The organism is Acinetobacter sp. BD54 (genome assembly GCF_044778325.1).
Lineage (GTDB): Bacteria > Pseudomonadota > Gammaproteobacteria > Pseudomonadales > Moraxellaceae > Acinetobacter > Acinetobacter baumannii.
The window spans coordinates 261,018-285,402 of the sequence record NZ_JANJEP010000004.1 but is presented as its reverse complement, the minus strand read 5'-3'; the positions used below and the strand labels follow the sequence as shown (position 1 = coordinate 285,402).

General features: G+C 39.6%; 23 protein-coding genes. 11 read left to right on the top strand and 12 right to left on the bottom strand.

Going from position 1 to position 24,385, the window contains the following annotated elements:
* The first annotated feature begins 9 nt into the window (after positions 1-9).
* The 3 genes from leuD (at position 10) to leuB (ending at position 2,471) form a co-directional block, all read left to right on the top strand.
* Positions 10-657: a 3-isopropylmalate dehydratase small subunit gene (gene leuD, locus NQ782_RS08690; protein WP_032051085.1), complete on the top strand. Its 648-nt coding sequence runs from the start codon at positions 10-12 to the stop codon at positions 655-657.
* Between the two features lie 112 nt (positions 658-769).
* Positions 770-1,360 (top strand): hypothetical protein, encoded by a 591-nt coding sequence (locus tag NQ782_RS08685; RefSeq protein WP_001984507.1) that lies wholly within the window; start codon positions 770-772, stop codon positions 1,358-1,360.
* Positions 1,361-1,391: 31 nt separating this feature from the next.
* Positions 1,392-2,471, top strand: a complete 1,080-nt coding sequence (leuB, locus tag NQ782_RS08680; RefSeq protein WP_057094124.1) for a 3-isopropylmalate dehydrogenase — start codon at positions 1,392-1,394, stop codon at positions 2,469-2,471.
* Positions 2,472-2,524: 53 nt separating this feature from the next.
* Here the strand turns inward: leuB and NQ782_RS08675 are convergent, their stop codons facing one another.
* Complete coding sequence (locus NQ782_RS08675; RefSeq protein ID WP_002030185.1) at positions 2,525-2,932, bottom strand: hypothetical protein; 408 nt, start codon at positions 2,930-2,932, stop codon at positions 2,525-2,527.
* 168 nt (positions 2,933-3,100) lie between these two features.
* Here NQ782_RS08675 and NQ782_RS08670 point away from each other — a divergent pair, with 168 nt between their 5' ends.
* Positions 3,101-3,469: a lysozyme inhibitor LprI family protein gene (locus NQ782_RS08670; protein WP_000724608.1), complete on the top strand. Its 369-nt coding sequence runs from the start codon at positions 3,101-3,103 to the stop codon at positions 3,467-3,469.
* Between the two features lie 51 nt (positions 3,470-3,520).
* On the opposite strand, the gene infA is transcribed toward NQ782_RS08670, so the two are convergent.
* Positions 3,521-3,742, bottom strand: coding sequence for a translation initiation factor IF-1 (infA, locus tag NQ782_RS08665; RefSeq protein WP_001284370.1), 222 nt, complete (start codon positions 3,740-3,742; stop codon positions 3,521-3,523).
* A gap of 263 nt (positions 3,743-4,005) precedes the next feature.
* Here infA and NQ782_RS08660 point away from each other — a divergent pair, with 263 nt between their 5' ends.
* Positions 4,006-5,016 carry an AraC family transcriptional regulator gene (locus tag NQ782_RS08660; protein WP_002009591.1) on the top strand — a complete coding sequence of 337 codons (1,011 nt, stop codon included), beginning with the start codon at positions 4,006-4,008 and terminating at the stop codon, positions 5,014-5,016.
* A 19-nt stretch (positions 5,017-5,035) separates the two neighbouring features.
* Here NQ782_RS08660 and truA read toward each other — a convergent pair whose 3' ends face one another.
* From truA to asd, 5 genes are all read right to left on the bottom strand, one after another.
* Positions 5,036-5,833: a tRNA pseudouridine(38-40) synthase TruA gene (truA, locus tag NQ782_RS08655; protein WP_032033519.1), complete on the bottom strand. Its 798-nt coding sequence runs from the start codon at positions 5,831-5,833 to the stop codon at positions 5,036-5,038.
* Between the two features lie 14 nt (positions 5,834-5,847).
* Positions 5,848-6,819 carry an asparaginase gene (locus NQ782_RS08650; RefSeq protein WP_000717075.1) on the bottom strand — a complete coding sequence of 324 codons (972 nt, stop codon included), beginning with the start codon at positions 6,817-6,819 and terminating at the stop codon, positions 5,848-5,850.
* Between the two features lie 58 nt (positions 6,820-6,877).
* Positions 6,878-8,140: a hypothetical protein gene (locus NQ782_RS08645; RefSeq protein WP_057094122.1), complete on the bottom strand. Its 1,263-nt coding sequence runs from the start codon at positions 8,138-8,140 to the stop codon at positions 6,878-6,880.
* A gap of 59 nt (positions 8,141-8,199) precedes the next feature.
* The gene (locus NQ782_RS08640) at positions 8,200-9,564 is read right to left on the bottom strand and encodes a FimV family protein (RefSeq protein WP_057094120.1); all 1,365 of its coding nucleotides are present in this window, start codon (positions 9,562-9,564) and stop codon (positions 8,200-8,202) included.
* A gap of 148 nt (positions 9,565-9,712) precedes the next feature.
* Positions 9,713-10,831 (bottom strand): aspartate-semialdehyde dehydrogenase, encoded by a 1,119-nt coding sequence (gene asd / locus NQ782_RS08635; protein ID WP_000862762.1) that lies wholly within the window; start codon positions 10,829-10,831, stop codon positions 9,713-9,715.
* 189 nt (positions 10,832-11,020) lie between these two features.
* On the opposite strand from asd, the gene NQ782_RS08630 reads away from it, so the two are divergent.
* Complete coding sequence (locus NQ782_RS08630) at positions 11,021-12,142, top strand: endonuclease/exonuclease/phosphatase family protein (protein ID WP_057094117.1); 1,122 nt, start codon at positions 11,021-11,023, stop codon at positions 12,140-12,142.
* Between the two features lie 689 nt (positions 12,143-12,831).
* Positions 12,832-14,118 (top strand): glutamate/aspartate:proton symporter GltP, encoded by a 1,287-nt coding sequence (gene gltP / locus NQ782_RS08625; RefSeq protein ID WP_000787677.1) that lies wholly within the window; start codon positions 12,832-12,834, stop codon positions 14,116-14,118.
* A 55-nt stretch (positions 14,119-14,173) separates the two neighbouring features.
* On the opposite strand, the gene NQ782_RS08620 is transcribed toward gltP, so the two are convergent.
* The 4 genes from NQ782_RS08620 to NQ782_RS08605 form a co-directional block, all read right to left on the bottom strand.
* The gene (locus NQ782_RS08620; RefSeq protein ID WP_057093273.1) at positions 14,174-15,274 is read right to left on the bottom strand and encodes a glycosyltransferase family 4 protein; all 1,101 of its coding nucleotides are present in this window, start codon (positions 15,272-15,274) and stop codon (positions 14,174-14,176) included.
* Positions 15,275-15,539: 265 nt separating this feature from the next.
* The gene (gene lpxL, locus NQ782_RS08615; protein WP_000078872.1) at positions 15,540-16,475 is read right to left on the bottom strand and encodes an LpxL/LpxP family Kdo(2)-lipid IV(A) lauroyl/palmitoleoyl acyltransferase; all 936 of its coding nucleotides are present in this window, start codon (positions 16,473-16,475) and stop codon (positions 15,540-15,542) included.
* 119 nt (positions 16,476-16,594) lie between these two features.
* On the bottom strand, positions 16,595-17,227 hold the full coding sequence (locus NQ782_RS08610) for a LysE family translocator (protein WP_000886301.1): 633 nt from the start codon (positions 17,225-17,227) through the stop codon (positions 16,595-16,597).
* Positions 17,228-17,372: 145 nt separating this feature from the next.
* Entirely contained in the window at positions 17,373-19,283 is a 1,911-nt protein-coding gene (locus tag NQ782_RS08605) for an ATP-binding cassette domain-containing protein (protein ID WP_000323468.1), read from the bottom strand.
* Between the two features lie 32 nt (positions 19,284-19,315).
* On the opposite strand from NQ782_RS08605, the gene NQ782_RS08600 reads away from it, so the two are divergent.
* Positions 19,316-19,561, top strand: coding sequence for a SlyX family protein (locus NQ782_RS08600; RefSeq protein WP_000165735.1), 246 nt, complete (start codon positions 19,316-19,318; stop codon positions 19,559-19,561).
* A 47-nt stretch (positions 19,562-19,608) separates the two neighbouring features.
* Here NQ782_RS08600 and NQ782_RS08595 read toward each other — a convergent pair whose 3' ends face one another.
* Positions 19,609-20,619: a zinc-binding alcohol dehydrogenase family protein gene (locus NQ782_RS08595; RefSeq protein ID WP_010590408.1), complete on the bottom strand. Its 1,011-nt coding sequence runs from the start codon at positions 20,617-20,619 to the stop codon at positions 19,609-19,611.
* A 99-nt stretch (positions 20,620-20,718) separates the two neighbouring features.
* On the opposite strand from NQ782_RS08595, the gene NQ782_RS08590 reads away from it, so the two are divergent.
* The 3 genes from NQ782_RS08590 to topA all read left to right on the top strand — a co-directional run bounded on the left by NQ782_RS08590 (position 20,719) and on the right by topA (position 24,365).
* Complete coding sequence (locus NQ782_RS08590) at positions 20,719-21,096, top strand: helix-turn-helix domain-containing protein (protein WP_001029768.1); 378 nt, start codon at positions 20,719-20,721, stop codon at positions 21,094-21,096.
* 147 nt (positions 21,097-21,243) lie between these two features.
* On the top strand, positions 21,244-21,693 hold the full coding sequence (locus tag NQ782_RS08585) for a hypothetical protein (RefSeq protein WP_000368721.1): 450 nt from the start codon (positions 21,244-21,246) through the stop codon (positions 21,691-21,693).
* Between the two features lie 35 nt (positions 21,694-21,728).
* A complete protein-coding gene (gene topA, locus NQ782_RS08580; protein WP_000024260.1) occupies positions 21,729-24,365 on the top strand; it encodes a type I DNA topoisomerase in 2,637 nt (878 codons plus the stop codon).
* The last annotated feature ends 20 nt before the right edge of the window (positions 24,366-24,385 follow it).

Below are 24,385 nucleotides of genomic sequence, written 5' to 3'. Positions count from 1 at the left end.
GAGCAAACCATGAAAGCTTACACAGTTGAACAAGGTATCGTTGCACCATTAGATCGTGCCAATGTTGATACAGATTTAATTATTCCAAAACAGTTTTTAAAGTCGATTAAACGTACAGGTTTTGGCGACAACTTATTTGACGAACTTCGTTATTTAGATGAAGGCTATCCAGGGCAAGATAACTCGGTACGTCCAAAAAATCCGGACTTTGTTTTAAATCAGCCTCGTTATCAAGGAGCAACCGTTTTAATTGCTCGTACTAACTTTGGTTGTGGTTCAAGCCGTGAGCATGCGCCTTGGGCATTAAACGAATATGGTTTCCGTACCGTTATTGCACCAAGCTTTGCTGATATTTTCTTTAATAACTGTTTTAAAAACGGAATGTTGCCAGTCATTTTGCCTGAAGACATTGTTGATCAGTTATTTAAAGAATGCGCTGTCAATGACGGATATCAATTAACAATTGATTTAGCAGCTCAAGAAGTACGTACGCCAACAGGTGAAGCGTTTAAATTCGAGGTAGATCCATTTCGTAAGCATTGCTTGTTAAATGGCTTGGATGATATTGGTTTAACTCTTCAAAATGCGGACGCAATTCGCGCTTATGAAGAAAAAACCAAACAGGTTCGTCCTTGGGTATTCCAAGAGATAAATTAACCTTTCGGTACATTTTAAACATAGTCATGGCGTCGTGTTCAAACTCTTGCTAACATGCTAAAGCATAACAACAGCTTAAAATTATGCACTAGATGAGGATTGGGCTTGAACAATGAAGAGGAACGTTACTCATAGCTTTTTGTTGAGCCTGTGCGCGATAACACTAAGTGCTTGTCAGAGCACTTACAATGTAGTGGATACTGTTCGTATTAAGCAGGCTGAACAAGAAAATTTGGGGCAGAATGCAGCAATATATTGTTCGGGCGCAAAAAGTTGCGAATTTGAACGGCTAAATGATATTACTGTTGTTGATGCACAGACACGTCGTATTAGTAATCAGGCAATTCATCAAGGAATTGTGAGATTAAATGGTTCGGTGTTAAGTCAAAGCAATAGTTTGTATCTATCTGTGCCTGCCAAACAATATGAAGTGGTGATTCGTTACTATCCGATTTCTCCAGATCGGGCTGAAACGATTCATGTTATTCACCAATTCAAAGCTAACCATCGCTATATGTTTAAAATGTACCGAGACAAATCTAACCGTTCGGGTAGTTTGCTGAATGTTTCTGTACCAGATCCATTATGTGTTGACTTAGAGCAGGATGGGCGGGTAATTCGCCGTTTTTGTCGACCATTTGATGTCACCACAGGACTAGGTGAATTTCTCGAACAGAAAAAACTAACACCACGGCAGTCGTAACGCTGTCTTGTCTTTGAAAATGGAAAACTTCATGTCTAAACAGATTTTAATTTTGGCTGGCGATGGGATTGGTCCTGAAATTGTTGGGGCAGCAGAAAAAGTATTAAATAAAGTAAATGAAAAATTTAATTTGTCGTTGACTTGGGAACATGGCTTGTTAGGTGGTGCAGCGATTGATGCTCATGGAGAGCCGTATCCAGCCGTAACTAGCGAGCAAGCAAAAAAAGCTGATGCCATTTTATTAGGTGCTGTTGGCGGACCAAAGTGGGACATTATTGAACGTTCTATCCGTCCTGAACGCGGTCTTTTAAAAATTCGTAGTGAACTTAACTTATTTGCTAATTTGCGCCCAGCAATCTTATATCCACAATTAGCCGATGCTTCTAGCTTAAAACCTGAGATAGTTGCTGGTTTAGATATTTTGATCGTTCGTGAATTGACTGGTGGTATCTATTTTGGTCAACCACGTGGTATTCGTGAACTCGAAAATGGTGAAAAACAGGGCTATAACACTGACGTTTATTCTGAAAGCGAAATTAAGCGTATTGCAAAAGTTGCTTTTGAACTTGCAGGATTGCGTGGCGGTAAAGTGTGTTCTGTAGATAAGGCCAATGTTTTAGAAGTAACAGAGCTTTGGAAGCAAACGGTCACGGATTTACAGCAAGCCAACTATCCAAATATTCAGCTTTCACATATGTATGTGGACAATGCTGCCATGCAGCTTGTACGTGCGCCTAAACAGTTTGATGTAATCGTGACAGGTAACTTGTTTGGCGATATTTTGTCTGATGAAGCAGCAATGCTTACCGGCTCAATTGGTATGTTGCCATCGGCTTCTTTAGATGAAAATGGCAAAGGCATGTATGAACCTTGTCATGGTTCAGCGCCTGATATTGCAGGGCAAAACGTTGCAAACCCGTTGGCAACCATTCTTTCAGTTGCGATGATGCTTCGTTATACCTTCCGTGAAGAAGCTGCTGCTAAAGCAATTGAAGATGCAGTAGGGCAAGTACTTGATCAAGGTTTACGTACAGCCGATATTATGTCTGAAGGCATGACTAAAGTAGGTACAGCCGAGATGGGTGAAGCAGTTGTTGCTGCTCTTGCTTAATCGCTAGTTTGCTAAAAAACGCAGCTTAAAGCTGCGTTTTTTTATGGTTGTGTTTAGCAAGCTTTACCTTCGTATTGAATAGATTCGGCAATGTCATTTTTGAGTTTAAAAATAACCTTGCAATTAAAGTTAATATCATAAGAGTTGCCGCTCAAATTTCCTGATTGTATGGGAACAGAACCACCTCTCATATCTACATTACTTACCATCGGAATTGGGATGCTTAAGGGCCGTAAAATCGTATAAATAAGTTGATCAGAAGTTTTTTGTGGTGTGCGGGCGACTTGAAAGCCAAGACTTCGTAAGTTGAGATCTTGCTGAATCGTTGTAGATGATTTGCCTATAAAATTTTTTAAATATTCTTGCAAATCTACAGATTGGCGTGGATGACTAGCACAGCCATTAATATTAAATAGCATGAATGAAAGCAAACTCATTTGACATAAGGTAGATATATTCATTTTTTCTCTATATAGAATTATATTTATCATTAAAGAACAATAGGTTGGATTTGCTAACTTGTAAAGTAAAAAAGCAAGATTATGATAAATAGAAGGTGAGTTTGCCTTTAGACTTACTCTTATATTTACAGACTAATAATAATTGCCCAAAACTTAAGGAAGAAGAGTATGAAAAAAATAGTTTTTGCCTTTTTGTGTTTCGGAATAACCACGGTCTATGCTGATAACTGTGATAGTGCTCGTAATACTTATGATGATATTTACTGTACCAATAAAATCTATGCGAGTGCTGATGCAGACCTGAATAAGAATTATCAGGCATTAAGAGCGAAATTAAATACAGCACAAAGAAATACGCTTAAGAAGTCGCAGCTTGCTTGGATACGCCAACGTGATGCTGAATGTACAGATTCTAATAGAAATAGCGTAGACGTGCAGTGTCGTTTACAGACAACGCAAGAAAGAAACCATTGGCTGCAAGAAAGATTGCGTGAATGCCAAACGGTGGGATGTAAAACCAGTCGATTAAGTGAATAAAAAACGCAATAAAAAAGCCACATGATGAAGTGGCTTTTTTGCATTCACTAATTAGCGAGCACGGTACGTAATACGACCTTTGGTTAAGTCATATGGAGTCATTTCGACTTTCACACTGTCGCCAGTAAGAATACGAATATAGTGTTTACGCATTTTACCAGAAATGTGTGCAATAACTTCGTGACCGTTTTCAAGACGTACACGGAACATCGTATTAGGAAGCGTTTCGGTGACAACGCCTTCGAACTCAATGAGTTCCTCTTTATTGGCCATAGCCTACCTGATGATCAAATTGGAAAGGCGCAAATTATAGTCAATTTATTTAAAAAAAACAAGATAGACATCTTCTTGTGAAAGCATCTGGTTAAAGTATGACTAATAAAAAAGATGTAATTTTTTTCACAAAAGAACTCTAATTCTGTTGTCAGTTTGGTCAATCAACGCTAATCTAAAATCATAGTTATTAGGGACTGTTCATGCATAAAGAGTCAACAGCTCCTAAGTATCAATGAAGTATCTACATGGAAGGGCACTGCGTGGGTCAGCTAACAGATGCATCAGTTGTATTACGTTTTGGCTATCAAGCAATTCGTCGTGCAGGATTGCCAACAGAAGAAATATTAACTAAAGCGGGAGTCGCTTTAAATCAGGTCGATACAAACGCACGTACTCCTTTAAGTGCGCAGTATGCCTTTTGGACTGCTGCTCAGGAAGTCAGTAAAGATCCAGACATCGGTTTGCATTTAGGTGAGCATTTACCTTTGTACCGTGGTCAGGTGATTGAACATTTATTTATTAGTAGTGAAACTTTTGGTGAAGGGCTTAAGCGAGCTTTGGCTTACCAGCGACTCATTAGTGATGCATTTGATGCAAAACTGGTGGTTGAAGATGGACGCTGCTATTTGACCAATGGTGAGCAGGTAGGGGCAGACAACCTTGTTAATCGTCATTTTTCAGAATGTGCGATTTCAGGTGTGCTCAGATTCTTCAAATTTATTACCGAAGGCCAGTTTCATCCGATCTTCATTGATTTTAATTTCAGTGAAGGTGCTTCTGAAGATGAATACTTCCGTGTCTATGGCTGTCCGGTAAGCTTAGGGCAGAAAGAAACACGGCTATATTTTGACCCTGCCATTTTAGATTTTCAGCTTTGGCAGGCAGAGCCTGAATTACTTCAATTGCATGAACAATTGGCGATTGAAAAGTTACAAGAACTTGCCCGTTATGATTTAGTGGGTGAGGTTCGTCGTGCGATTGGTTCGACACTTGAAAGTGGAGAAACGACGCTAGAAACCGTAGCGGCACAATTAAATATTACGCCGCGTCGTTTACGGACGCAGTTAAGTGAAGCAAATACCAGCTTCCAGCAAATACTTTCTGACTACCGTTGTCGTTTAGCTAAAAAACTTTTAGCTAACACTAATGAGAGTGTTGAGCGTATTGTGTATTTAACAGGTTTTTCTGAACCGAGTACATTCTATCGCGCGTTTAAGCGCTGGACTAACGAAACACCGGTTGAGTACCGTAAGCGTAAGCAACATCGTTAGAACCAAAAATTGGTTAAGCCTACTCAGGTAGGTTTAACCAATGTGGCCCGAGCGGTGGTTGTGGTAAGTCAAACTGCTCGGGATAATAACATTGAATAAAATAGAGACCATCAGGTGGGGCGGTAATTCCTGCTGCCTTTCGATCTTCGGCTGCGAACATTGTATCAATATGGTCGATTTCATACATGCCTTGCCCAATTTCAAGTAAGCAACCCATAATGTTTCGAACCATATGATGTAAAAAGCCATCAGCTTGAATATCTAAAACTAAATAACGTCCATGTTGAAACAAACGGCAATGCTTTACATGTCGTACAGGTTGATTTGACTGGCAGGCTGCTGCACGGAAGGTTTCAAAGTTATGCGTACCTTCAAATTTGCTGGCAGCTTTAATCATTTTTTGCACGTCTAATTTTTGATAAATATGCGTGACTTGTTTATGTAAAAGTGCAGGGCGATGTGGAGCGTTATATACAACATAGCGGTAGCGACGAGCAGTGGCTTTAAAACGTGCATGGAACTCTTCATCCATCTGTTTAATCCACTGAATTGAAATATCCTTAGGAAGTTGGCTATTTGCTCCCATGATCCATCCACGCTCTGGACGAATCGCATTAGTGTCAAAATGAGCCACCATATTTGTTGCATGTACTCCTGCATCTGTTCGACCAGCACCGTGAAGTGTGATTGGTTCATCAGCGATTTTGCTGAGTACACGCTCTATAGTTTCCTGAACGCTGGCAACGCCTGGCTGTTGTGTTTGCCAACCTCGATATTGAATACCACTAAATTCAATACCGACCGCATAACGTTGCATGGCTTCACCTCTATTTAATGCAGATTTTCATTCCAATGGTTCAACCATTGTTCTGGGGTTGGGTATTTTAAATAGATTTGAAGTGCTTTTGCATAGAGATCTGCATGGCTATGGGCATCATTAATGACAATTTTTGCAGTTTTGGCCCAAGCACTAATTGCATAACGTTGGTCAATACCCCCAAAAGTGACTTGTGTCGCCAAAATTGGTACACATCCACGAGCATAGAGTTCATCTAATGTTGCTAAGAATTCATCGTTTACGGCGATATTACCTGTACCGAAACCTTGCAACACTAAAAAGTGTGGTGGGGCAGGAAGTAAGTGACGTAATTGTTGTACTAAATGCTGTGTTGCAATCGGTTGCATCATCCAGTTTAAAATCTGAAAGGAAGCAGCTTTTTCAATTTGAGCATCTTGTACGATTAATTCATTTTGCTGAGGCGTAAACTCAACGTTACTACTTAACCCTGAAAATGCATCAAGTTCAGTGGTATGCGTTTTTAATGCAGTTTGTGCGTGAAATACTTGATGGTGGAATGCGAGATAAGCACCAACCGGAAGTGCAATGACCTGCTCTAATGCAAGATATAAGTTTTCGATTGCATCAGTAAATTCACGGGTGTTATCACCTTGAATATTGAGTAACGGGTATTGGCTACCAGTAATCACAATATGACAGCTTTGCCCTAAAAAGCGAGCTAAAGTCGCAGCTGCATAACTGAGCGTATCTGTACCATGAATGACAACAAAATGCTGATAGCCTTCTAGTTGTAGTTGTTGTATGCGTTGAATTAGGCGTAACCAGTCAGGTGCTGTACATGCACTGCTATCGACAATATTGGGCGCAGCAAAGCAATCAACTGTTAAGTGTGGGGGAATCACTTTCTCAAGTTGAGGTAGAAATTGGTCATAAGGCATAGGAGCTAATGGTTCACCAATGCAACCAAAAGTACCACCCATATAAAATAAAGCTATTTTTTTCATCTTTTTGCAGGCATAAAAAAGCAGTCATCTCTGACTGCTTATGGTAAATCGAACAGTTCTAAGAAGCTATGCGATTAAGTAGGTTTTTCGCATGTTGTTGTTGTTCTGTGTTGAATTTTTGCTCATCAATCTGTAGTAAATTACGCGCTGCTTGGTTCGCTCCAAACTTAATGTATTGTTCAGCCAATTTTAAATCGAGTTCATTTTCATTTATTTGTTTTAATTCTGGAAAAGCTTCTAAAAGCGGATCCTCTATTTGGGTTTGAGTAGCTGCTTCATTTACTACATCTATATGGTTTTGAGTTTCAAGCTCTGGTGCTGGAACTAAGGCAGGCTCATCTAACGAAAACTCAAGAGGTGCGATAGAAGTCGCTTCTAATGGGGTTTGTTCTATGAGCTTAATTTCATCTAATGATGGAGCTTGTTGAACAGATTTCGTCTCTGAACTTGAAGGATTTAAGTCAAGGTTAAAATCTAATGCATTGATGCTATTTTCTTGGTCTGCCTTTACCTCTACTGCTTGAGATTTTTCCTCAGTTTCATGCAGAGGGGCCAAGTCAAAAGAAAACTCTAAATCGGCCAGCTCATTTGTTTCTTGAGTGGATGATAACTCAGGTTGTTGTGCCGGTTGGTTGGTATTTTCCGTAGCCGAATTCTGTTCGAATGAAAAGTTAAACTCTAAAGGTTCAATTTCAACAGCAGGTTCTTGTTTTACAGGGGTATAGTCTTTCTGTAGGTCATCAAAAGAAGCCTCGGAAGAACTTGTTGTTAATTCATCGAACTGAGCCGTTGTATCTGTGTTTTTCGGTTCTTCATATGTTTGAGCTTGAGGGAAATCAATAGCATCAGGTTGTCTGGATGATTCATATTCTTTTTGTCGAGTTTCTGCTTGAGCTGCTATTTCATTTAAACCTAAGCTACGAATATGGCTAATCAACTGTTGAATTGCAAATTCATCTTTCTGAGCAATATGAATTTCAAGAAGTAATAAATACAGTTCATGTTGAGTATTATCTTTTTTTAGCGCCTGATTGACTTGAGCTTCAGCTGCTGAAAACTGTTTTTCTTGAATGAGCTGTTGAATATTGTGTCGTAAAGCTTCCGGTACAGGATTACTTTGAGGGATAGCAGGAGTATTTTCCTCAATGACCTTGGCTTTGGTTTTTTCACGCGAACTTTTGCTTGATTTAGCACTCGCTTTTTTGCCGGATTTTCTATTTATATTTTTTGGGGAAGTGGCCTCTTGTTTTTGACTATTCTCGCGTTTTTTTAAAATAACGGCGACCACGAGTAATATGATAAACGGAATCACATATAACATTACTTTCCCCTTAAAAAATAAATATTTGCAATATAAAGCGTGCTAACTCTGGTTTTAACTTAATGTTTTTGCTTGTGAGTTTGTTGCTGTGCCTGTAATTGCTGTTGTAACTCTGCCAAACGCGCATTCAAGAGTTGAATACGTTGGTCTTTTAAACTTAAAGTTTGATTTAGTTTGGTTACATTCCTTTGTAATGTAACGGTTTTTTTACGAGTTGTCATAACTTTTACTGCTAACTCAGTATTGTTTTGACTTTGTTGTGTGCTCTTTTTTGCACTTCCATGAGCAGAATTTGGGCTGTTCTCTGCCACAATGCTCATTTCAGCTTGTTGTAAACGATATTTAGCTCTGCCAGAAGAGGGTTTTGCCAAGTGAGTTTCACTCGATTTAGGTTTTAAATGGGAAGCTTTAGTTGTATTTGTTGTTAAGTTTAGCGAACTTCCCTGACGTAAACGGTTTACATCGCCTTGAATAAAAGCATGTCGATTTTGAGCTTGGATATCTCTCATGACTTTAGCTACAGGTTGTTTAGTTTGTGCTGCAATACGATTGGCAATACTCCATAAAGACTCGTTACGTTGTACGATATATTTACCTGTAGGTGCCGGGCCTTTATAAGTGCTAATTTTTTGCTTTTTCGACGCATTTTTACTTAATACATTTTTTTGTTGAGCAGTTTTAGATTGCGCTGCTTTTTTGACGGTAGTTGTTTGATTGCCACCACTTGATTTGAGTGAAGTCGAGGGTTGTTTCTCTACAGCCGATGATTCGGTATTCATTGTAGCTATAGTTGGCTGAGGTATTTGTGTCGAAGGTTTTTCGGTAAAAGGAGCCACAGGAGCAGGGCTAGAACTATTCAAAGCTGGAGCAGTACCAGTGCTAATATTTAGATTATGTTCATTACCTGTGGTTTCTGCCACGGTTGATGTAGTTTCAGTAGGTGTGTACTGAGTACTTTCAGGTAAATTTAATGCGATATCTTTTTCATTTACGATAAATTGCGGTGAAAGTGGACTTTCGTTAATGGCGGCTTTTTTTATAGGCGATGGTTTTAAAACGGTTTTAATATGTTGAAGACGGGTTGCGTTACCTTCACTGACTTTTACGACAATATTCAGTTCAGGATCGATAATAGGACGCGATGAGGTAATCACAATAACGCCAGAACCCTGACCATTTTGGCGTGTATAAAAGTTTAGGTTACCCGGAGGTTGATGAGTTACTCCCAAACCATTGAGATCATCTTGAGTGGCCAAACTGACTTGCAATGGGGTATTAGGATCTGCTTGCTGAAAATTCATTTCTGCATAAAGTAATTCCCCAGGTGCAGATTGAATTTGAATAGGATCTAATGTAATCGCATAAAGAGAAGGCGAAGACATAATGGTGAAAATGGCAATTTTTAATTTGTTATATGCAGTCATCTCAATCCATGACCTGATCAGTCGTAAAGTCGTTCAAAATTATACAATAATGGAATGTAAATAAATTGTTAATTTTTTACAAACCAGTTACGAAAAAGCCGATCAAATGTGATCGGCTTTTTATTTTGACTGAATAATTCAGATCAAATTATGAGCTTTTGTATTCTACTAAAATACGTAACATACGACGTAGAGGCTCAGCAGCACCCCAAAGTAACTGATCGCCTACTGTGAATGCGCCGAGGTACTCTTTACCCATATTGAGTTTACGTAAACGACCTACAGGTACAGTTAGGGTACCAGTTACAGCAACAGGTGTAAGATCAGTCATTGATGCTTCACGTGTATTTGGTACAACTTTAGCCCACTGGTTTGAGTTACGAATCATATCTTCGATCTCATCAAGCGGAACATCTTTTTTCAATTTGATGGTTAATGCTTGAGAGTGGCAACGCATTGCACCGATACGAACACAGTGACCATCGATAGGAACGATTTGAGAGTTACCTAAGATCTTGTTGGTCTCAACTTGTCCTTTCCACTCTTCTTTTGATTGACCGCTTTCAAGCTGTTTATCAATGTAAGGAATTAATGAACCAGCAAGTGGCACACCAAAGTTCGCAGAAGGGAAACCCTCACCGCGTTGTAACTCGGCAACTTGACGGTCAATATCAAGAATTGCAGATTTAGGATCATCTAACAAAGTCTTGGTATTGTTATATAAATAACCCATACCTGTTAACAACTCACGCATGTTTTGTGCGCCAGCGCCTGATGCCGCTTGATAAGTCATTGCAGTCATCCACTCAACCAAATTATTTTGGAAAAGTGCGCCAACACCCATCAACATGAGTGATACTGTACAGTTACCACCAACGAAAGTTTTAGTACCTTTCGCTAAGCCGTCTTTAATTACATTAAGGTTAACCGGATCAAGAACGATGATTGCATCATCAGTCATACGTAAAGTAGATGCCGCATCAATCCAGTAGCCATCCCAACCAGTTGCTTTTAACTTTGGGAAAACTTCAGATGTGTAGTCACCACCTTGACAGGTAATAATGACATCCATTTGCTTCAGACTGGTAATGTCTGTAGCTTCCATAAGTGCTGGGGCAGTCTTACCACCAAATGAAGGAGCTTCACCACCTGCATTACTGGTAGAGAAGTAGAATGGCTCAATATGAGCAAAATCATTCTCTTCAACCATACGTTGCATAAGGACGGAACCGACCATCCCGCGCCAACCGACCAGACCTACTTTCATGTCATTTTGCCTCGGTGCGTTAAAATTGTTAAAGGGGGAGTTGAGTGTATCAAAAGTGCTCACAACTGCAAGCGTTACAGAATCAAAACAGCAATTTTATTGAGTAGAATATCTTGTTTATGTTACATACAAAATTGATAAAGATGACAAAAACATTAAAAAACAAATCATCTTAAAAGAGTAATTTCAATGATTTATATCGAAGTACTGGCAGTAGTGGTGATTTGGTTAAGCTTCTGGTCACTTATTCCTCGTGATGAGTGGTGGTTTCGAGGTGCAGATTTTCCAAGATTACAAATTCTGTTTATTGGCTTAATTGCTTTAATTGGTATGTTGTTTTGGTCGACCGAATGGAACGTATGGCGTGAGCTTTTGCTTGCGGTACTCATCGCAGCGATTGCCTACCAACTTAAAATGGTTTTACCGTATACGCTGTTTTGGAAAAAACAGGTTAAAAAGGTCAAACAGCATCAGCTAGATCCTACAAAACAGATTTCACTGATAGTTTCTAATGTGCTCACCCCGAATGATAAATATCATTTATTACTTGAGCATGTACGGACGTTAAAACCTGATTTATTGCTTACTTTAGAGAGCGATACAACTTGGGAAAATGCTTTAAAAGAGATTGAGAAAGATTATCCATACCGTGTGCCCGTACCTTTAGATAATTTATACGGAATGCATTTATATAGCCGGTTACCGCTTAAAAATACTGAGGTTAAATTCATTTTAAGTAATGAAATACCTTCTATTCATACCACGGTAATTTTGCGATCTGGCATGCCTGTTCAGCTCTACTGTTTACATCCTAAGCCACCTAGCCCAACTGAAGCAAAAGATTCAACACTGCGTGACGCTGAGCTTTTAATTGTCGGAGATCAAATTAAAGATCTTGATGAAAGTTGTATTGTGATGGGGGATTTAAACGACGTAGCGTGGTCACGAACAACCCGTTTATTTCAACGTATTAGTGGGCTACTCGATCCACGAGTGGGGCGGCATTTTATTAATACTTTTCATGCGGACTATCCTTTATTGCGCTGGTCACTTGACCATATCTTTCATAGTACAGACTTCGGTTTAGTAAAAATGCAGCGTTTATCTCATATTGGATCAGACCATTTTCCTGTCTATGTCGTTTTACAAACAGGTCGAATATTTGAAGAAATTCACGAGGAACTAGAACAAACTCAAGCCGATGAAGAAGAAGCTCAAGCCGCGATACAAGAAGGTATTGCTAAAGCTGAAAAAGAAGAAAAAATCGTGACTGATGAAATTGCACAGCCTTATAAAGAGAAAAATATATAAAGTGAGTTGTAAGCAATAACGTACAAAGATTTGAGTCTAGGTCCAATAGGCAGGCAGAGTTAAAACCCGTATTCTACATTCATCGGCACACGGAAGCGGGAATGGATAATCCCAAGTAAGGATGCACTAAGCTGATATGGAACGACATCACGGATAAGATGTTAGAACGGAAGCGATAAAAAGAATTATATACCCTGAAAGCACAACCTCATTTACCCGAGTTTTGCAGGACGCAGAACTCGGGTTGATATTTTATAGATATACCATTTAATTCGTTGTAAATAAAACCAATATTTTTAAGGTATTCTTAATTTTAAAATCTACTTAATTATAAGTCATCGTCCATAAATTTTTTTATATATCTGAGCAATTTTTAATGAAAATAGATACAAAAAACTTTTTTGTTAAGTTTTTGTTTTTATAGATTATTGATGGATAAATCTAGGCTTTGACCTATTTAGATATAAATTGGACTTGTTTAATTGGCAAATCTCAATAGAATGTGCCGATCGTTGACATGTTGGATCGTCAACAGGCATTGTTGTTTACTTCGCCGGATCGGCGGGTTGTGATTTGCTTGTGCATTTAAATTTCTGTTTGGAAATTCGTGTACATATTGAGGTTTCACTCTAAAGTAGTGGTCTTCTCCCTCTCATATTTGATACTTTGCGGTGCATAAGGATTGTCTTATGAAGAATTTTAAATTTAGCCTTGCATGGCAAATTTTAATTGCTTTAATCCTAGGGATAGTTGTCGGGGCTGTTTTACATAACCAGCCTGAAATCAAAGATAGTATTGTAAATAACGTTCTTACTCCATTAGGTAAGATCTTTATTAGCCTGATTAAAATGATTGTAATCCCAATCGTTTTCTCTACATTGATTTTAGGTATTGCTGGTGTTGGCAGTACAAAAAGTCTAGGGCGTCTTGGTTTTAAAACCATTCTCTATTTCGAAATTATTACTACTATTGCTATTTTGGTTGGCTTGTTTGCAGCGAATATCTTCCATCCAGGTTCAGGCATTGATATGTCTCAACTGGTACAAACTGATATTTCTCAATATAAGCATACAACTGAAGAAGTACAGTCACAGTCTCATGGTATTATCCAGACGATATTATCGCTTATCCCAACGAACATTATTAGTTCAATGGCGCATGGCGAAATGTTGCCAGTGATTTTCTTTGCTGTGCTATTTGGTATTGGTTTATCTTCATTACCAGCAACAACAAAAGACCCATTATTAAATGTATTTCATGCTGTATCGGAAACAATGTTCCGTGTAACACACATCATCATGAAATATGCGCCAGTGGGTGTATTTGGCTTAATCGCTGTAACTGTTGCAAACTTCGGTTTTGCTTCGCTTATTCCATTGGGTAAATTGGTTGTATTGGTTTATGGTGCAATCTTATTCTTTGCTTTAGTGGTTTTAGGTATTACTGCAAAAATGTTCAGCATCAATATCTTTACATTGTTTAAGATACTGAAAGATGAATTAATTTTGGCGTATTCGACTGCAAGTTCGGAAACAGTTTTACCGCGTATTATGCAAAAAATGGAAGCTTATGGTGCGCCAAAAGCGATTTCTAGTTTTGTAATTCCAACTGGTTATTCATTTAACCTTGACGGTTCTACGCTTTACCAAAGTATCGCAGCAATCTTTATTGCACAGCTTTACGGCATTGAAATGTCAATCAGCCAACAAGTGATTTTAGTTGTAACGTTAATGATTACTTCTAAAGGTATTGCAGGTGTTCCTGGGGTATCATTTGTTGTGTTATTGGCGACATTAGGCAGTGTTGGTATTCCTGTAGAAGGCTTAGCATTTATTGCTGGTGTTGACCGTATCATGGATATGGCTCGTACTGCGTTGAACGTTGTAGGTAACGCGCTTGCTGTACTTGTAATCAGTAAGTGGGAAAAACAGTACGACTATGAAAAAGCTGCTGCTTATGAAGCATCTCTTAAGTAAGAGAGAAGTTTTTTAGTCGAAAAAAACCCGCGAACATCGCGGGTTTTTTATTGGGTTATTTCAATACACTTTGATATAACTCAAGAGTTTGGTCACACATATCTTTTAAACTAAACATTGTCACAGGAGCGACTGTTTGAGTTTGTTCAATATGATGCTTTACTCTTTCTAATAAAGCTTTTTCATTTTCTGCTTCAACAAGACCCTGCGGGTACACATGAGATAAAATCTCGGCAACACCTCCACGGTTCCAACCAATCACTGGCGTACCGACTGACAGCGCTTCTAATGCTGTTCTACCGAATGTTTCTGCTTGATTGGATAGAGAGAGCACTATATCGCTAAAAGCGAGCCATTCGCGTATATCTGAGCGATGTCCTACAAAGGTAATTTTATCTGCAAGTCCTTTGCTTTGAATGGTGTTTTGCAACTCACTTAAATAGGCTTGTTTTTTTACATCAGCCCCACCCACAACAACAGCATGCAGTTGAGGATATTGCGAATGAAGTTGCTGCATCAGTTCAATTAAACTTTCATGTCCTTTTAAACGCGTGATACGGCCAGGTAGGCAAAGTAAAAATTTATTTTCGAGTTCGGGAAAGTCGTTAAAGACTTGGTTAAACCACTGTGCTGAAGGTTGGTAGTTATGCGGAAAAGCAGCAGGGTCAATGCCTCGATAAATACGGACAATATCTTGTGGTGGACAGTTTTTATAATGGTCTGTGATGTATTTAACTACGCTATCAGAAACAGCGATCACTTTTTCTGCCTGAGTCATGATCGCACTATAACGATTAACTGAATAGAAACCATGTACCGTGCTAATGAGGTGAGGGCGTTTATTCGCTGGTATTTTTCTTAAAGCGAAGTGGGTTAGCCACGCAGGTACGCGAGAGCGCACATGTACAATGTCTGGTTGGTGCTCTTCAATCAGCTGACGTAATGGACGGATTTGCCACAAGCTTGACAATGATTTTTTATGGATAGGCAGCGTTAAATGAGTAGAACCTTCAGCTTCAAGTTGAGACACTAGTCGGCCGCCATTTGAAACAACCAAAGATTGATGGCCTTGTGCAACCAGTGCACGTGCAATTTCCAGTGTGCCGCGTTCTACGCCACCGCTATTGAGTTCTGGGAGAAGTTGCATCACTTTCATTGTTTTTTGCCTTATACGTTCATAAAAGATGAATCATCCATAGATACATCATCTCAAACTAAATCATTATCCGGAGTTTACTATCGTGATAGCGACATGGATGTCGCTGTTGCGTTGTGTTACAAGGATGTAACATCACCGGAACAAAGGATTTTTGCTTACTTTTCATCCCTAAAAAGTAAGGTCTGCCTATCCGAAAGTATTTGAATATCACTTTAAATCGAAGCTGTGCCTATTACTAATCTAAAATTATTACAGCCTTATCTTAATAAATCTCTTCATATCCTTCAGGACGTGTTTTAAAACGACGGTGAAACCACATATATTGAGTTGGTGCGATACGAAGTTGGTTCTCAATAATCTTATTCACACGCGTTGCATCATCGACTTCATCTTCACTTGGCATATTGTCAACCGCTGGTTCAATCAAGATATGATATTTAGGGTCTTGTACATCGCCATGACGATAAAAATATAAAGGCACAGCAACCGCTTTCGAGATTTTTAATAAACGACGGTGAGCGGTTACAGTGGCAGCTGGGACTCCAAAAAATGGTGCCATAACACCTTGTTTAAGCCCAAAGTCTTGATCGGGACTATACCAAATTGCATCACCCTCTTTAAGATGACGAATCAAACCACGCATGTCATCATGATCAATTTGTGCTTTATAAATTGTGCCGCGGCAACGATAAATTAGCATATCGAGGAGGGGGTTGTTTTGAGGGCGATACACAACATCCGGCTCGAAATATTGGGCGCATACATAACCACCTGCATCGAGTAAAGTACTATGTGTACCAAGCAATAAAACACCTTTGCCTTGAGCTTGTGCATTGGTAATGTGTTCTAAGCCTTCAATAGTGACGCGGTTTTTAAACCAGTAAGGTTTATACCATGCGTTTAAGGTCTCAAAAATACCAAGCATCATATCTACAAAAACTTGTTTTGCTTGTTGCTGTACTTTTTCAGGTGACCATTCAGGGAAACAAACTTCTAAATTACGAATTGTGGTTTTACGACGAGACTTTAAATATTTCCAAGCAAGGTTTGCCAATCCATGAGCTAAGCGCCATTGAATTGCCCACGGTAAAATAGCCAAAAGCATCAGGAAAGTAATCGCAATCCACACACCCCAATATTTAGGCAACAAAAAGGACCATTGAAACTCACCGGGCGTATAAGGCTGCTTTTGGCTCATAACGATATAAAGAATTTAAAAAGTTAAAACTGCCAAAAGTGTATCACGAACTGAATTTATCGTCGTAATACACAGGAGTAAATTGAAGGTTTAGGCGCGATAAAGAAAAATAAAGCGGGTTATCGGCGGTGTTCTAGAAGAATACGAACCGCAAGGCCAGCTAATACTGTACCCATGACCCAGCGTTGAATGCTTGCCCAAAGTGGTTTTTTCTGTAGAAAAAGAGCAATGCTACCAGCAGAAAATACAATCAGCGCATTTACTGAAACGCTTACAAAAATTTGTATAGTCCCGAGTTGGATAGACTGCGCTAAAATACTGCCTTGTTGTGGGTGAATAAACTGAGGTAATAAAGATAAATACATAATCGCAATTTTAGGATTAAGTAAATTAGTCAAAAAGCCCATTAAAAATAACTTTAATGGTGAGTCAACCGCTAAATCTTTAACATTAAAAATAGGTGCGGCATTGGGGCGTAAAGCTTTCCATGCTAACCAAAGTAAGTACATCGCACCGGCAATACGAATAGTGTCATATGCATAAGGTACTGCAACAACAAGTGCTGTAATCCCGAAAGATGCGCAAAGCATGTAAAATACAAAACCAACGGCAACGCCACCGAGAGAAATAAATCCTGCGATTTTGCCCTGACTAATGGAACGAGAGATAAGATAAATCATGTTTGGGCCAGGGGTGAGTACCATTGCCAGACAAATTAATCCAAATGCCAAAATTTGAGAGAGATCTAGCATGGAAATATCCTTAAATATTATTATACTGATAGGTATAACATAATTATTTTTATAAATCTTATTTGAAAAAATATCTTAAATTATATTTAAAAAAGCCCCCTAATCTAGGAGGCTTTTTAAATTAATCAGCAGGTAAAAAAATTAATTAATTCCCTTTACTCATTTGCTCAAGTTCATCCCAACGCTCTAACTTTTCAAGGAGTAACTCTTCAATTTCTGCTAGACGCTGGCTTGCTTTGGTTGCCGCATCGGCATCCGTTACGAACCATGAGCCGTCAGCAAGTTTGTCAGAAAGTTCAGCTTGCTCATTTTCTAACTTTTCAATTTCAGCTGGTAATTGCTCAAGTTCACGTTGATCTTTGTAGCTTAATTTGACCTTTTTTACGTTCGTTTGAGCTGCATTTTTTTCAGCTTCTGCTTTAGCCTGAGCTTTTTTTACATCGCCTTTTTGGTCAACGACTCTCTCATTTGGACGCTGAATTAAATAGTCCTGATAACCACCGATATATTCTGCAATACCGCCTTTGCCATCAAATACCCAAGTTGATGTTACAACGTTGTCCATAAAAGCACGGTCATGGCTAATTAGAAGCAAAGTACCTTTATATTCAGACAACATCTCCTCAAGTAGCTCAAGTGTGACCATATCTAAGTCATTCGTTGGCTCATCCATTACAATCAGGTTCGATGGCTTGAGCAATAGTTTTGCTAACAGGACACGATTACGCTCACCACCAGAAAGTGCTTTTACCGGTGTACGAGCTCGTTCCGGAGAGAATAGGAAGTCTTGTAAGTAACTGAGAATATGGCGACGTTGACCATTTACATCAACGAAATCTGAACCTTCAGAAACGTTTTCAGAAACCGACTTTTCAAGGTCAAGCTGATTACGTAATTGGTCGAAGTAAGCAATTTCAAGCTGAGTTCCTGTTTTGACAACACCTTCGTGCTGAACTTCGCCTAAGATCGCTTTAATTAAAGTAGTCTTTCCTACGCCGTTATCACCGACTAAACCAATGCGGTCACCGCGCATAACAATGGCAGAGAAATCTCTAATGAGAGTTTGTCCATCGTAGCTTACGCTTAAATGTTCAATATCAAATACAAGTTTGCCTGAGCGCTGTGCTTCTTGAACGCCCATATTGACTTTGCCTTGTTGGAAACGGCGAGCTTTTGACTCTTCTCGTAATGCTTTAAGGGCACGGACACGACCTTCGTTACGTGTACGACGTGCTTTAATACCTTGACGAATCCATGCTTCTTCTTCGGCAAGTTTCTTTTCAAACAAGGCATTTTGTTTTTCTTCAGCTTCAAGTTGCTGAGCTTTTAGGTCAAGGTAACGAGAATAGTTTCCTTCATAGCTGCGTAATATGCCGCGGTCCAATTCCACAATACGAGTTGCAAGGCGGTCTACAAAAGAACGGTCATGTGAAATAAAGAGTAAGGTTAAATTATTTTGATCAAGCAGGAATTTCTCAAGCCACTCAATACTTTCAACATCTAAGTGGTTAGTTGGCTCATCGAGTAATAACACATCTGGTTGGGTAAGTAGGGCGCGGGCAAGTAAAACACGACGTTTACGGCCACCCGATAGGTCGGCTAGATCTGCATTCGGATCTAACTCCATTTTACCTAAAATCGTGTTGACCTTATTTTCTAATGCCCATCCATCAAGTTGGTCAAGTTTATGCTGTAAAGATCCCATACGATCGCAAGCTTCCATGTCACCAAGTACACAGGCATCACTTGCTTCATGATAGGCTTTAAGTACGGCAGCAGCTTCTCCTGCACCTTCTGCTACAATATCTGCAACTTTGCCCGATGACATTGGAACATCTTGGGCTAACATAGAAACAGTTAAACCATTTTGGACAGAAACTTCACCAGAATCTGGTAGTAGGCTTCCCTCAATGAGTTTAAGTAAAGTAGACTTACCTTCACCATTACGACCAATTAAACAGACTCGTTCGCCACGTTCTAGGTTGAAGTTCGCGCCATCGAGCAGGGCAGGTCCGCCAAAAGCAAGTTGGACATCCCTTAAAGTAATATAGGCCATAATGTTTTCCAAAATCTCAAATGAGGACTTAAATGACTAAACCACCATATCATGATGATCAAGCGTCATTTTCCGCACCCATTGAAGATTTGCAAGTGCGAATTGCATTTTTAGATGATTTAGTTGAGGAATTAAATCAGCAACTCGCGATTCAAACTTTAGAAATAGCTGATTTAAAAAAACAAATGCAATTACTTTATCAACGTGTGGAATCTGCAGATTTATCAGAAGGTGTTGCACCTTTTGATCCATTAACGAATAAACCACCGCATTACTAATTAAAATGGCAAGCGTTACGCTTGCCATTTATTTTCAAAAGTGCAACTTAAAATCCGTGTAAAACGATTTTCCCTTTGGTTGAACCACTTTCAATTTGCTTATGAACCCGTGTTAAGTTTTCAGCATTAATTGGGCTTAAAACCTGAGTCACAGTTGTTTTGATTTTACCTTCATCCACCAGTTTACTGACTTCATTTAGTAGCGCACTTTGTTTTTCCATATCTTCCGTTTGGAACATTGAGCGCGTAAACATAAACTCCCAGTGGACTGAGACAGACTTAGATTTAAACGGTTTAATATCTAACTGATCAGGGTCATCAATAAGTCCAAAATGACCTTGTGGAGCAATTAACTCTACAATATCTGATAAATGTTGATCTGTTTCAGTGGTTGAGAATACATATAAAGGTGCACTTAAACCTAATTGTTTAATTTGTGCAGCTAAAGGCTGACGGTGGTTTAATACATAGTCAGCACCTAGTTGTTCTACCCATTCTTTTGTTTCGGGACGTGAAGCTGTAGCAATAATCGTGAGGTTAGTTAATTGCTTAAGAAGCTGAATGGTAATTGAACCTACCCCACCAGCTCCACCAATCACTAAAATAGTCGTATTAGTAGGCGCAGTCTTTGGAACTTGTAGACGATCAAATAACATTTCCCAAGCTGTGATTGCTGTTAAAGGAAGAGCCGCAGCTTCAGTCGCTTCTAAAGTTTTTGGTTTATGACCGACAATACGTTCATCAACTAATTGCAATTCACTATTACTGCCTTGGCGATTTAAAGCACCTGCATACCAAACCACATCACCAATTTTAAATTGAGTAACTTTATCGCCAATCGCTTCTACCGTGCCTACAGCATCCCATCCAAGAACTTTCCAACCAGATTGTTCAGCACTTACATTTTTACGTATTTTGGTATCGACCGGATTTACTGATACAGCTTGAACACGAACAAGTAAATCATGTCCTTTAGCTACTGGAGTATCGAGTTCAATATCTACGAGTGCCTCTGGGGATGTAATAGGCCCCGCTTTTTGATATGCCACAGCTTTCATAATCATCATTCCTCTTGTTGAGAGTTTGATCATAACGTAAGCTTAAAAATAGTGACTACAGACAAATAACGCTCATAGTGTCAAAAAGGATACTGTAAAATGGCAAAAGCTCGACATTCAAGTTTTGACTGCTCACCAGGTTGTTCAGTTGAGGCAGCGATCAGTTTGATTGATGGCAAATGGAAATGTGTCATTCTTTGGCATTTATTAAATGAAGGAACTTTACGATTTAATGAAATTCGTAAACGAGTTCCAAGCATTACACAAAGAATGCTGACCAATCAGCTTCGGGAATTAGAACAAGATGGCATTATTCATCGTGAGGTTTATCCTCAAGTGCCTCCTAAAGTGGAATATTGTCTAACTGATTTAGGGCGCGGGCTTGAGCAGATACTTCTTGCTTTAAAAACGTGGGGAGATGCGCATCTGGATCAGTTTGGTAAGTTAACTACTCTTGAAACTGAAAAGAGCGCCTAAATATTCTGCCTAGATTGTTAAAAATATCTATGAGGAAATGTTGTAGTTTTTAGCCTTGTCGGTTAATTGGACATTATTTTTATGATGTAACTTGCGTTTTCTGGTCAGCTTATGCAACTCTAATAAAAGAGATTAATAGGTTTTGCTATGGACAATATCGGAATTTGGGTTACCGTTATCATTGTTCTTTTCGTGCTAGGCTCCATTTTTGGTTTAAGAGTGAGTCCACGTGAAAAGGCGCTGGGAATTATGCGAGACAAAGCCCGCAAAATGGGGCTACATCCACGCGTAATTGCTGCACCTGAATGGACACATGTCCCGATGGCAACTGAAAAGCGTGCCAGCATGGTTGCTTACTATAGTGTATTGATCCCCGATGCTCGTTTACCGCTCATGCGTGCTCGCGTTATAGACGGAAAATTAAAAGTTGTGCAAGGCGATGAGAAATTTAATGATTCTCCCATTGCATTAAAAGGGATTTATGCTATTGATATGCAGGCAAACTGTGTAGGCCTTTATTGGGATGAGGAATCGGACCTGAAAGCTACGCAATTAGATGAGATGAAGGCTTATCTGTTGGCCTTGGCTGAAGCCTGATTTTTAAATTTATTGGTATAGGAATAACATTTTATATGGCGAATACCTCGCGCTCTGCATCTCAAAGCACAGCATCTTCTGCCTCTGCTGCACATAAACGTGCCTTAGTGATTGTGGAGTCGCCTGCCAAAGCGAAAACCATCAACAAATATTTAGGTTCGCAGTACATTGTTAAGTCTTCTGTAGGTCACGTACGTGATTTGCCAACAGGTGGCAGTAAAGCAACAGAGAAAAAGCCGGCTGCCCGGACCAAACTCACTGAGGCTGAAAAAGAACAAAAAGCGAATCAGGCTTTAATCAATCGTATGGGCGTCGATCCGGAACATGGATGGCAAGCGCATTACGAAGTTCTGCCTGGCAAAGAAAATGTTGTTGCTGAACTCAAGAAACTTGCTAAAGATGCAGATGCAATCTATCTCGCAACGGACTTGGATAGAGAAGGGGAAGCAATCGCTTGGCACTTACGCGAAGTGATTGGTGGTGACGATAGCCGTTATCATCGTGTGGTATTTAACGAAATTACTAAAAATGCCATTCAAGAAGCATTTAAACAGCCAACACGTCTCGACTTAAACCGTGTTAATGCACAACAAGCACGTCGTTTCTTGGACCGTGTAGTAGGCTTCATGGTTTCGCCATTATTATGGGAAAAGATTGCCCGTGGTTTATCGGCAGGTCGTGTACAGTCTGTAGCGGTAAAGCTTGTTGTTGAACGTGAACGTGAAATTCGTGCTTTTATTCCAGAAGAATATTGGCAAGTCTTTGCAGACACTAAAGCTAAAAAAGATGACATTCGTCTTGAGGCTGTTAAACAGGCGGGTAAAACGCTTAAATTAAAAAATAAAGCTGAAACAGATGCCCTGTTAGATGTATTAAAAGGTGCTGAATATAAAGTTGCCCAGCGTGAAGATAAACCAACTAAGGTGAATCCAAGCGCCCCATACATCACTTCGACTTTGCAACAAGCTGCAAGTACACGTTTAGGTTTCTCTGTAAAGAAAACCATGATGTTGGCGCAGCGCTTGTATGAAGCTGGTTTCATTACTTATATGCGTACTGACTCAACGTTTTTGAGTGATGATGCTGTAAGTATGGTGCGTGCACATATTGAAAGCCAATATGGCGAAAAATATTTACCAGCTAAGCCAAATCGCTATGGTAATAAAGCAGGTGCTCAAGAAGCCCACGAAGCTATTCGTCCATCAAATGTTGCGCTGACTGGTGATCAACTTGCTGGTGTAGAGCGCGATGCTCAGCGTTTGTATGATTTAATTTGGCGTCAGTTCGTAGCTTGCCAAATGACTCCGGCAGAATATTTATCTTCAACTTTAACAGTTGAAGCTGGCAATGTGGAGTTAAAGGCAAAAGGCCGTACGCTTGTATTTGATGGCTTTACTAAAGTTCGTGGCGCCAACAAATCTGATGACGATATCATTTTACCTGCAATTAAAGTGGGTGAAATTTTAAAGCTAGAAAAGCTAGATCCAAGTCAGCATTTTACCAAACCACCAGCTCGTTTTACTGAAGCATCTTTAGTAAAAGAACTTGAAAAACGTGGTATTGGTCGTCCGTCGACTTATGCTGCCATTATTTCTACGATTCAAGAACGTGGTTACGTTAAGTTAGAAAATCGCCGTCTCTTTGCCGAGAAAATGGGTGAGATCGTAACAGATCGTCTTGATGAAAGTTTTAATAACCTAATGAATTATGCATTTACCGCAGATTTAGAAGGTCAGCTCGATAAAGTTGCAACAGGTGAGCGTAACTGGAAAGAATTGTTAGACACATTCTATGGTGATTTTAAAAAGCGTTTGACCAATGCTCAAGGTGAGCAGGGAATGCGTCGTAATCAGCCAGTTGAAGTACCAGCAGTACATTGCCCTGAATGTTCACGTCCAATGCAGATTCGTACGGGCACTACAGGCGTATTCTTAGGGTGTTCTGGCTATAACTTGCCACCTAAAGAACGCTGTAAAGGGACCTTGAACTTAACGCCAGTTGAGTCTTTAGCAGCGTTATCTGATGACGATAGTGCTGAAACAGCAGACTTGATGTCAAAACATCGTTGTCCGAAATGTGGTACAGCAATGGACAGCTACGTCATTGATGGTGGCCGTAAGTTACATGTTTGTGGTAACAACCCGGATTGCGATGGCTATGAGCTTGAAGAAGGCGAGTTCAAGATCAAAGGTTATGATGGCCCAACCATTCCATGTGATAAATGTGATGGTGAAATGCAGCTTAAAACTGGCCGTTTTGGTCCGTATTTCGCTTGTACAAGCTGTGACAATACTCGTAAAGTCTTGAAAAATGGTCAACCTGCACCACCACGTGTAGAACCAATCAAGATGGAACATTTGCGTTCAACCAAGCATGATGATTATTTTGTGTTACGTGATGGCGCGGCTGGTCTGTTCTTGGCTGCAAGTAAGTTTCCGAAAATTCGTGAAACACGTGCACCAAAAGTTGCTGAGCTTCGTAGCGTAGCTGATCAACTTGATCCAAAATACCAGTTTATTTTACAAGCTCCAGATGTAGACCCTGAAGGTAATCCAACCATTGTGAAGTTTAGCCGTAAGAACCAATCACAATATGTGGGTTCTGAAACACCAGAAGGTAAACAAACTAAATGGAGCCTAATTTATCAAGACGGTAAATGGATTGAAGGCTAAATAAGACAGATAAAAAATGC

Bases quoted from the DNA above. Each gene is read 5' to 3' on its own strand.
- leuD (WP_032051085.1), top strand. From the start codon at position 10: ATGAAAGCTTACACAGTTGAACAAGGTATCGTTGCACCATTAGATCGT.
- NQ782_RS08685 (WP_001984507.1), top strand. From the start codon at position 770: ATGAAGAGGAACGTTACTCATAGCTTTTTGTTGAGCCTGTGCGCGATA.
- leuB (WP_057094124.1), top strand. From the start codon at position 1,392: ATGTCTAAACAGATTTTAATTTTGGCTGGCGATGGGATTGGTCCTGAA.
- NQ782_RS08675 (WP_002030185.1), bottom strand. From the start codon at position 2,932: ATGAATATATCTACCTTATGTCAAATGAGTTTGCTTTCATTCATGCTA.
- NQ782_RS08670 (WP_000724608.1), top strand. From the start codon at position 3,101: ATGAAAAAAATAGTTTTTGCCTTTTTGTGTTTCGGAATAACCACGGTC.
- infA (WP_001284370.1), bottom strand. From the start codon at position 3,742: ATGGCCAATAAAGAGGAACTCATTGAGTTCGAAGGCGTTGTCACCGAA.
- truA (WP_032033519.1), bottom strand. From the start codon at position 5,833: ATGCAACGTTATGCGGTCGGTATTGAATTTAGTGGTATTCAATATCGA.
- NQ782_RS08650 (WP_000717075.1), bottom strand. From the start codon at position 6,819: ATGAAAAAAATAGCTTTATTTTATATGGGTGGTACTTTTGGTTGCATT.
- NQ782_RS08645 (WP_057094122.1), bottom strand. From the start codon at position 8,140: ATGTTATATGTGATTCCGTTTATCATATTACTCGTGGTCGCCGTTATT.
- NQ782_RS08640 (WP_057094120.1), bottom strand. From the start codon at position 9,564: ATGACTGCATATAACAAATTAAAAATTGCCATTTTCACCATTATGTCT.
- asd (WP_000862762.1), bottom strand. From the start codon at position 10,831: ATGAAAGTAGGTCTGGTCGGTTGGCGCGGGATGGTCGGTTCCGTCCTT.
- NQ782_RS08630 (WP_057094117.1), top strand. From the start codon at position 11,021: ATGATTTATATCGAAGTACTGGCAGTAGTGGTGATTTGGTTAAGCTTC.
- gltP (WP_000787677.1), top strand. From the start codon at position 12,832: ATGAAGAATTTTAAATTTAGCCTTGCATGGCAAATTTTAATTGCTTTA.
- NQ782_RS08620 (WP_057093273.1), bottom strand. From the start codon at position 15,274: ATGAAAGTGATGCAACTTCTCCCAGAACTCAATAGCGGTGGCGTAGAA.
- lpxL (WP_000078872.1), bottom strand. From the start codon at position 16,475: ATGAGCCAAAAGCAGCCTTATACGCCCGGTGAGTTTCAATGGTCCTTT.
- NQ782_RS08610 (WP_000886301.1), bottom strand. From the start codon at position 17,227: ATGCTAGATCTCTCTCAAATTTTGGCATTTGGATTAATTTGTCTGGCA.
- NQ782_RS08605 (WP_000323468.1), bottom strand. From the start codon at position 19,283: ATGGCCTATATTACTTTAAGGGATGTCCAACTTGCTTTTGGCGGACCT.
- NQ782_RS08600 (WP_000165735.1), top strand. From the start codon at position 19,316: ATGACTAAACCACCATATCATGATGATCAAGCGTCATTTTCCGCACCC.
- NQ782_RS08595 (WP_010590408.1), bottom strand. From the start codon at position 20,619: ATGAAAGCTGTGGCATATCAAAAAGCGGGGCCTATTACATCCCCAGAG.
- NQ782_RS08590 (WP_001029768.1), top strand. From the start codon at position 20,719: ATGGCAAAAGCTCGACATTCAAGTTTTGACTGCTCACCAGGTTGTTCA.
- NQ782_RS08585 (WP_000368721.1), top strand. From the start codon at position 21,244: ATGGACAATATCGGAATTTGGGTTACCGTTATCATTGTTCTTTTCGTG.
- topA (WP_000024260.1), top strand. From the start codon at position 21,729: ATGGCGAATACCTCGCGCTCTGCATCTCAAAGCACAGCATCTTCTGCC.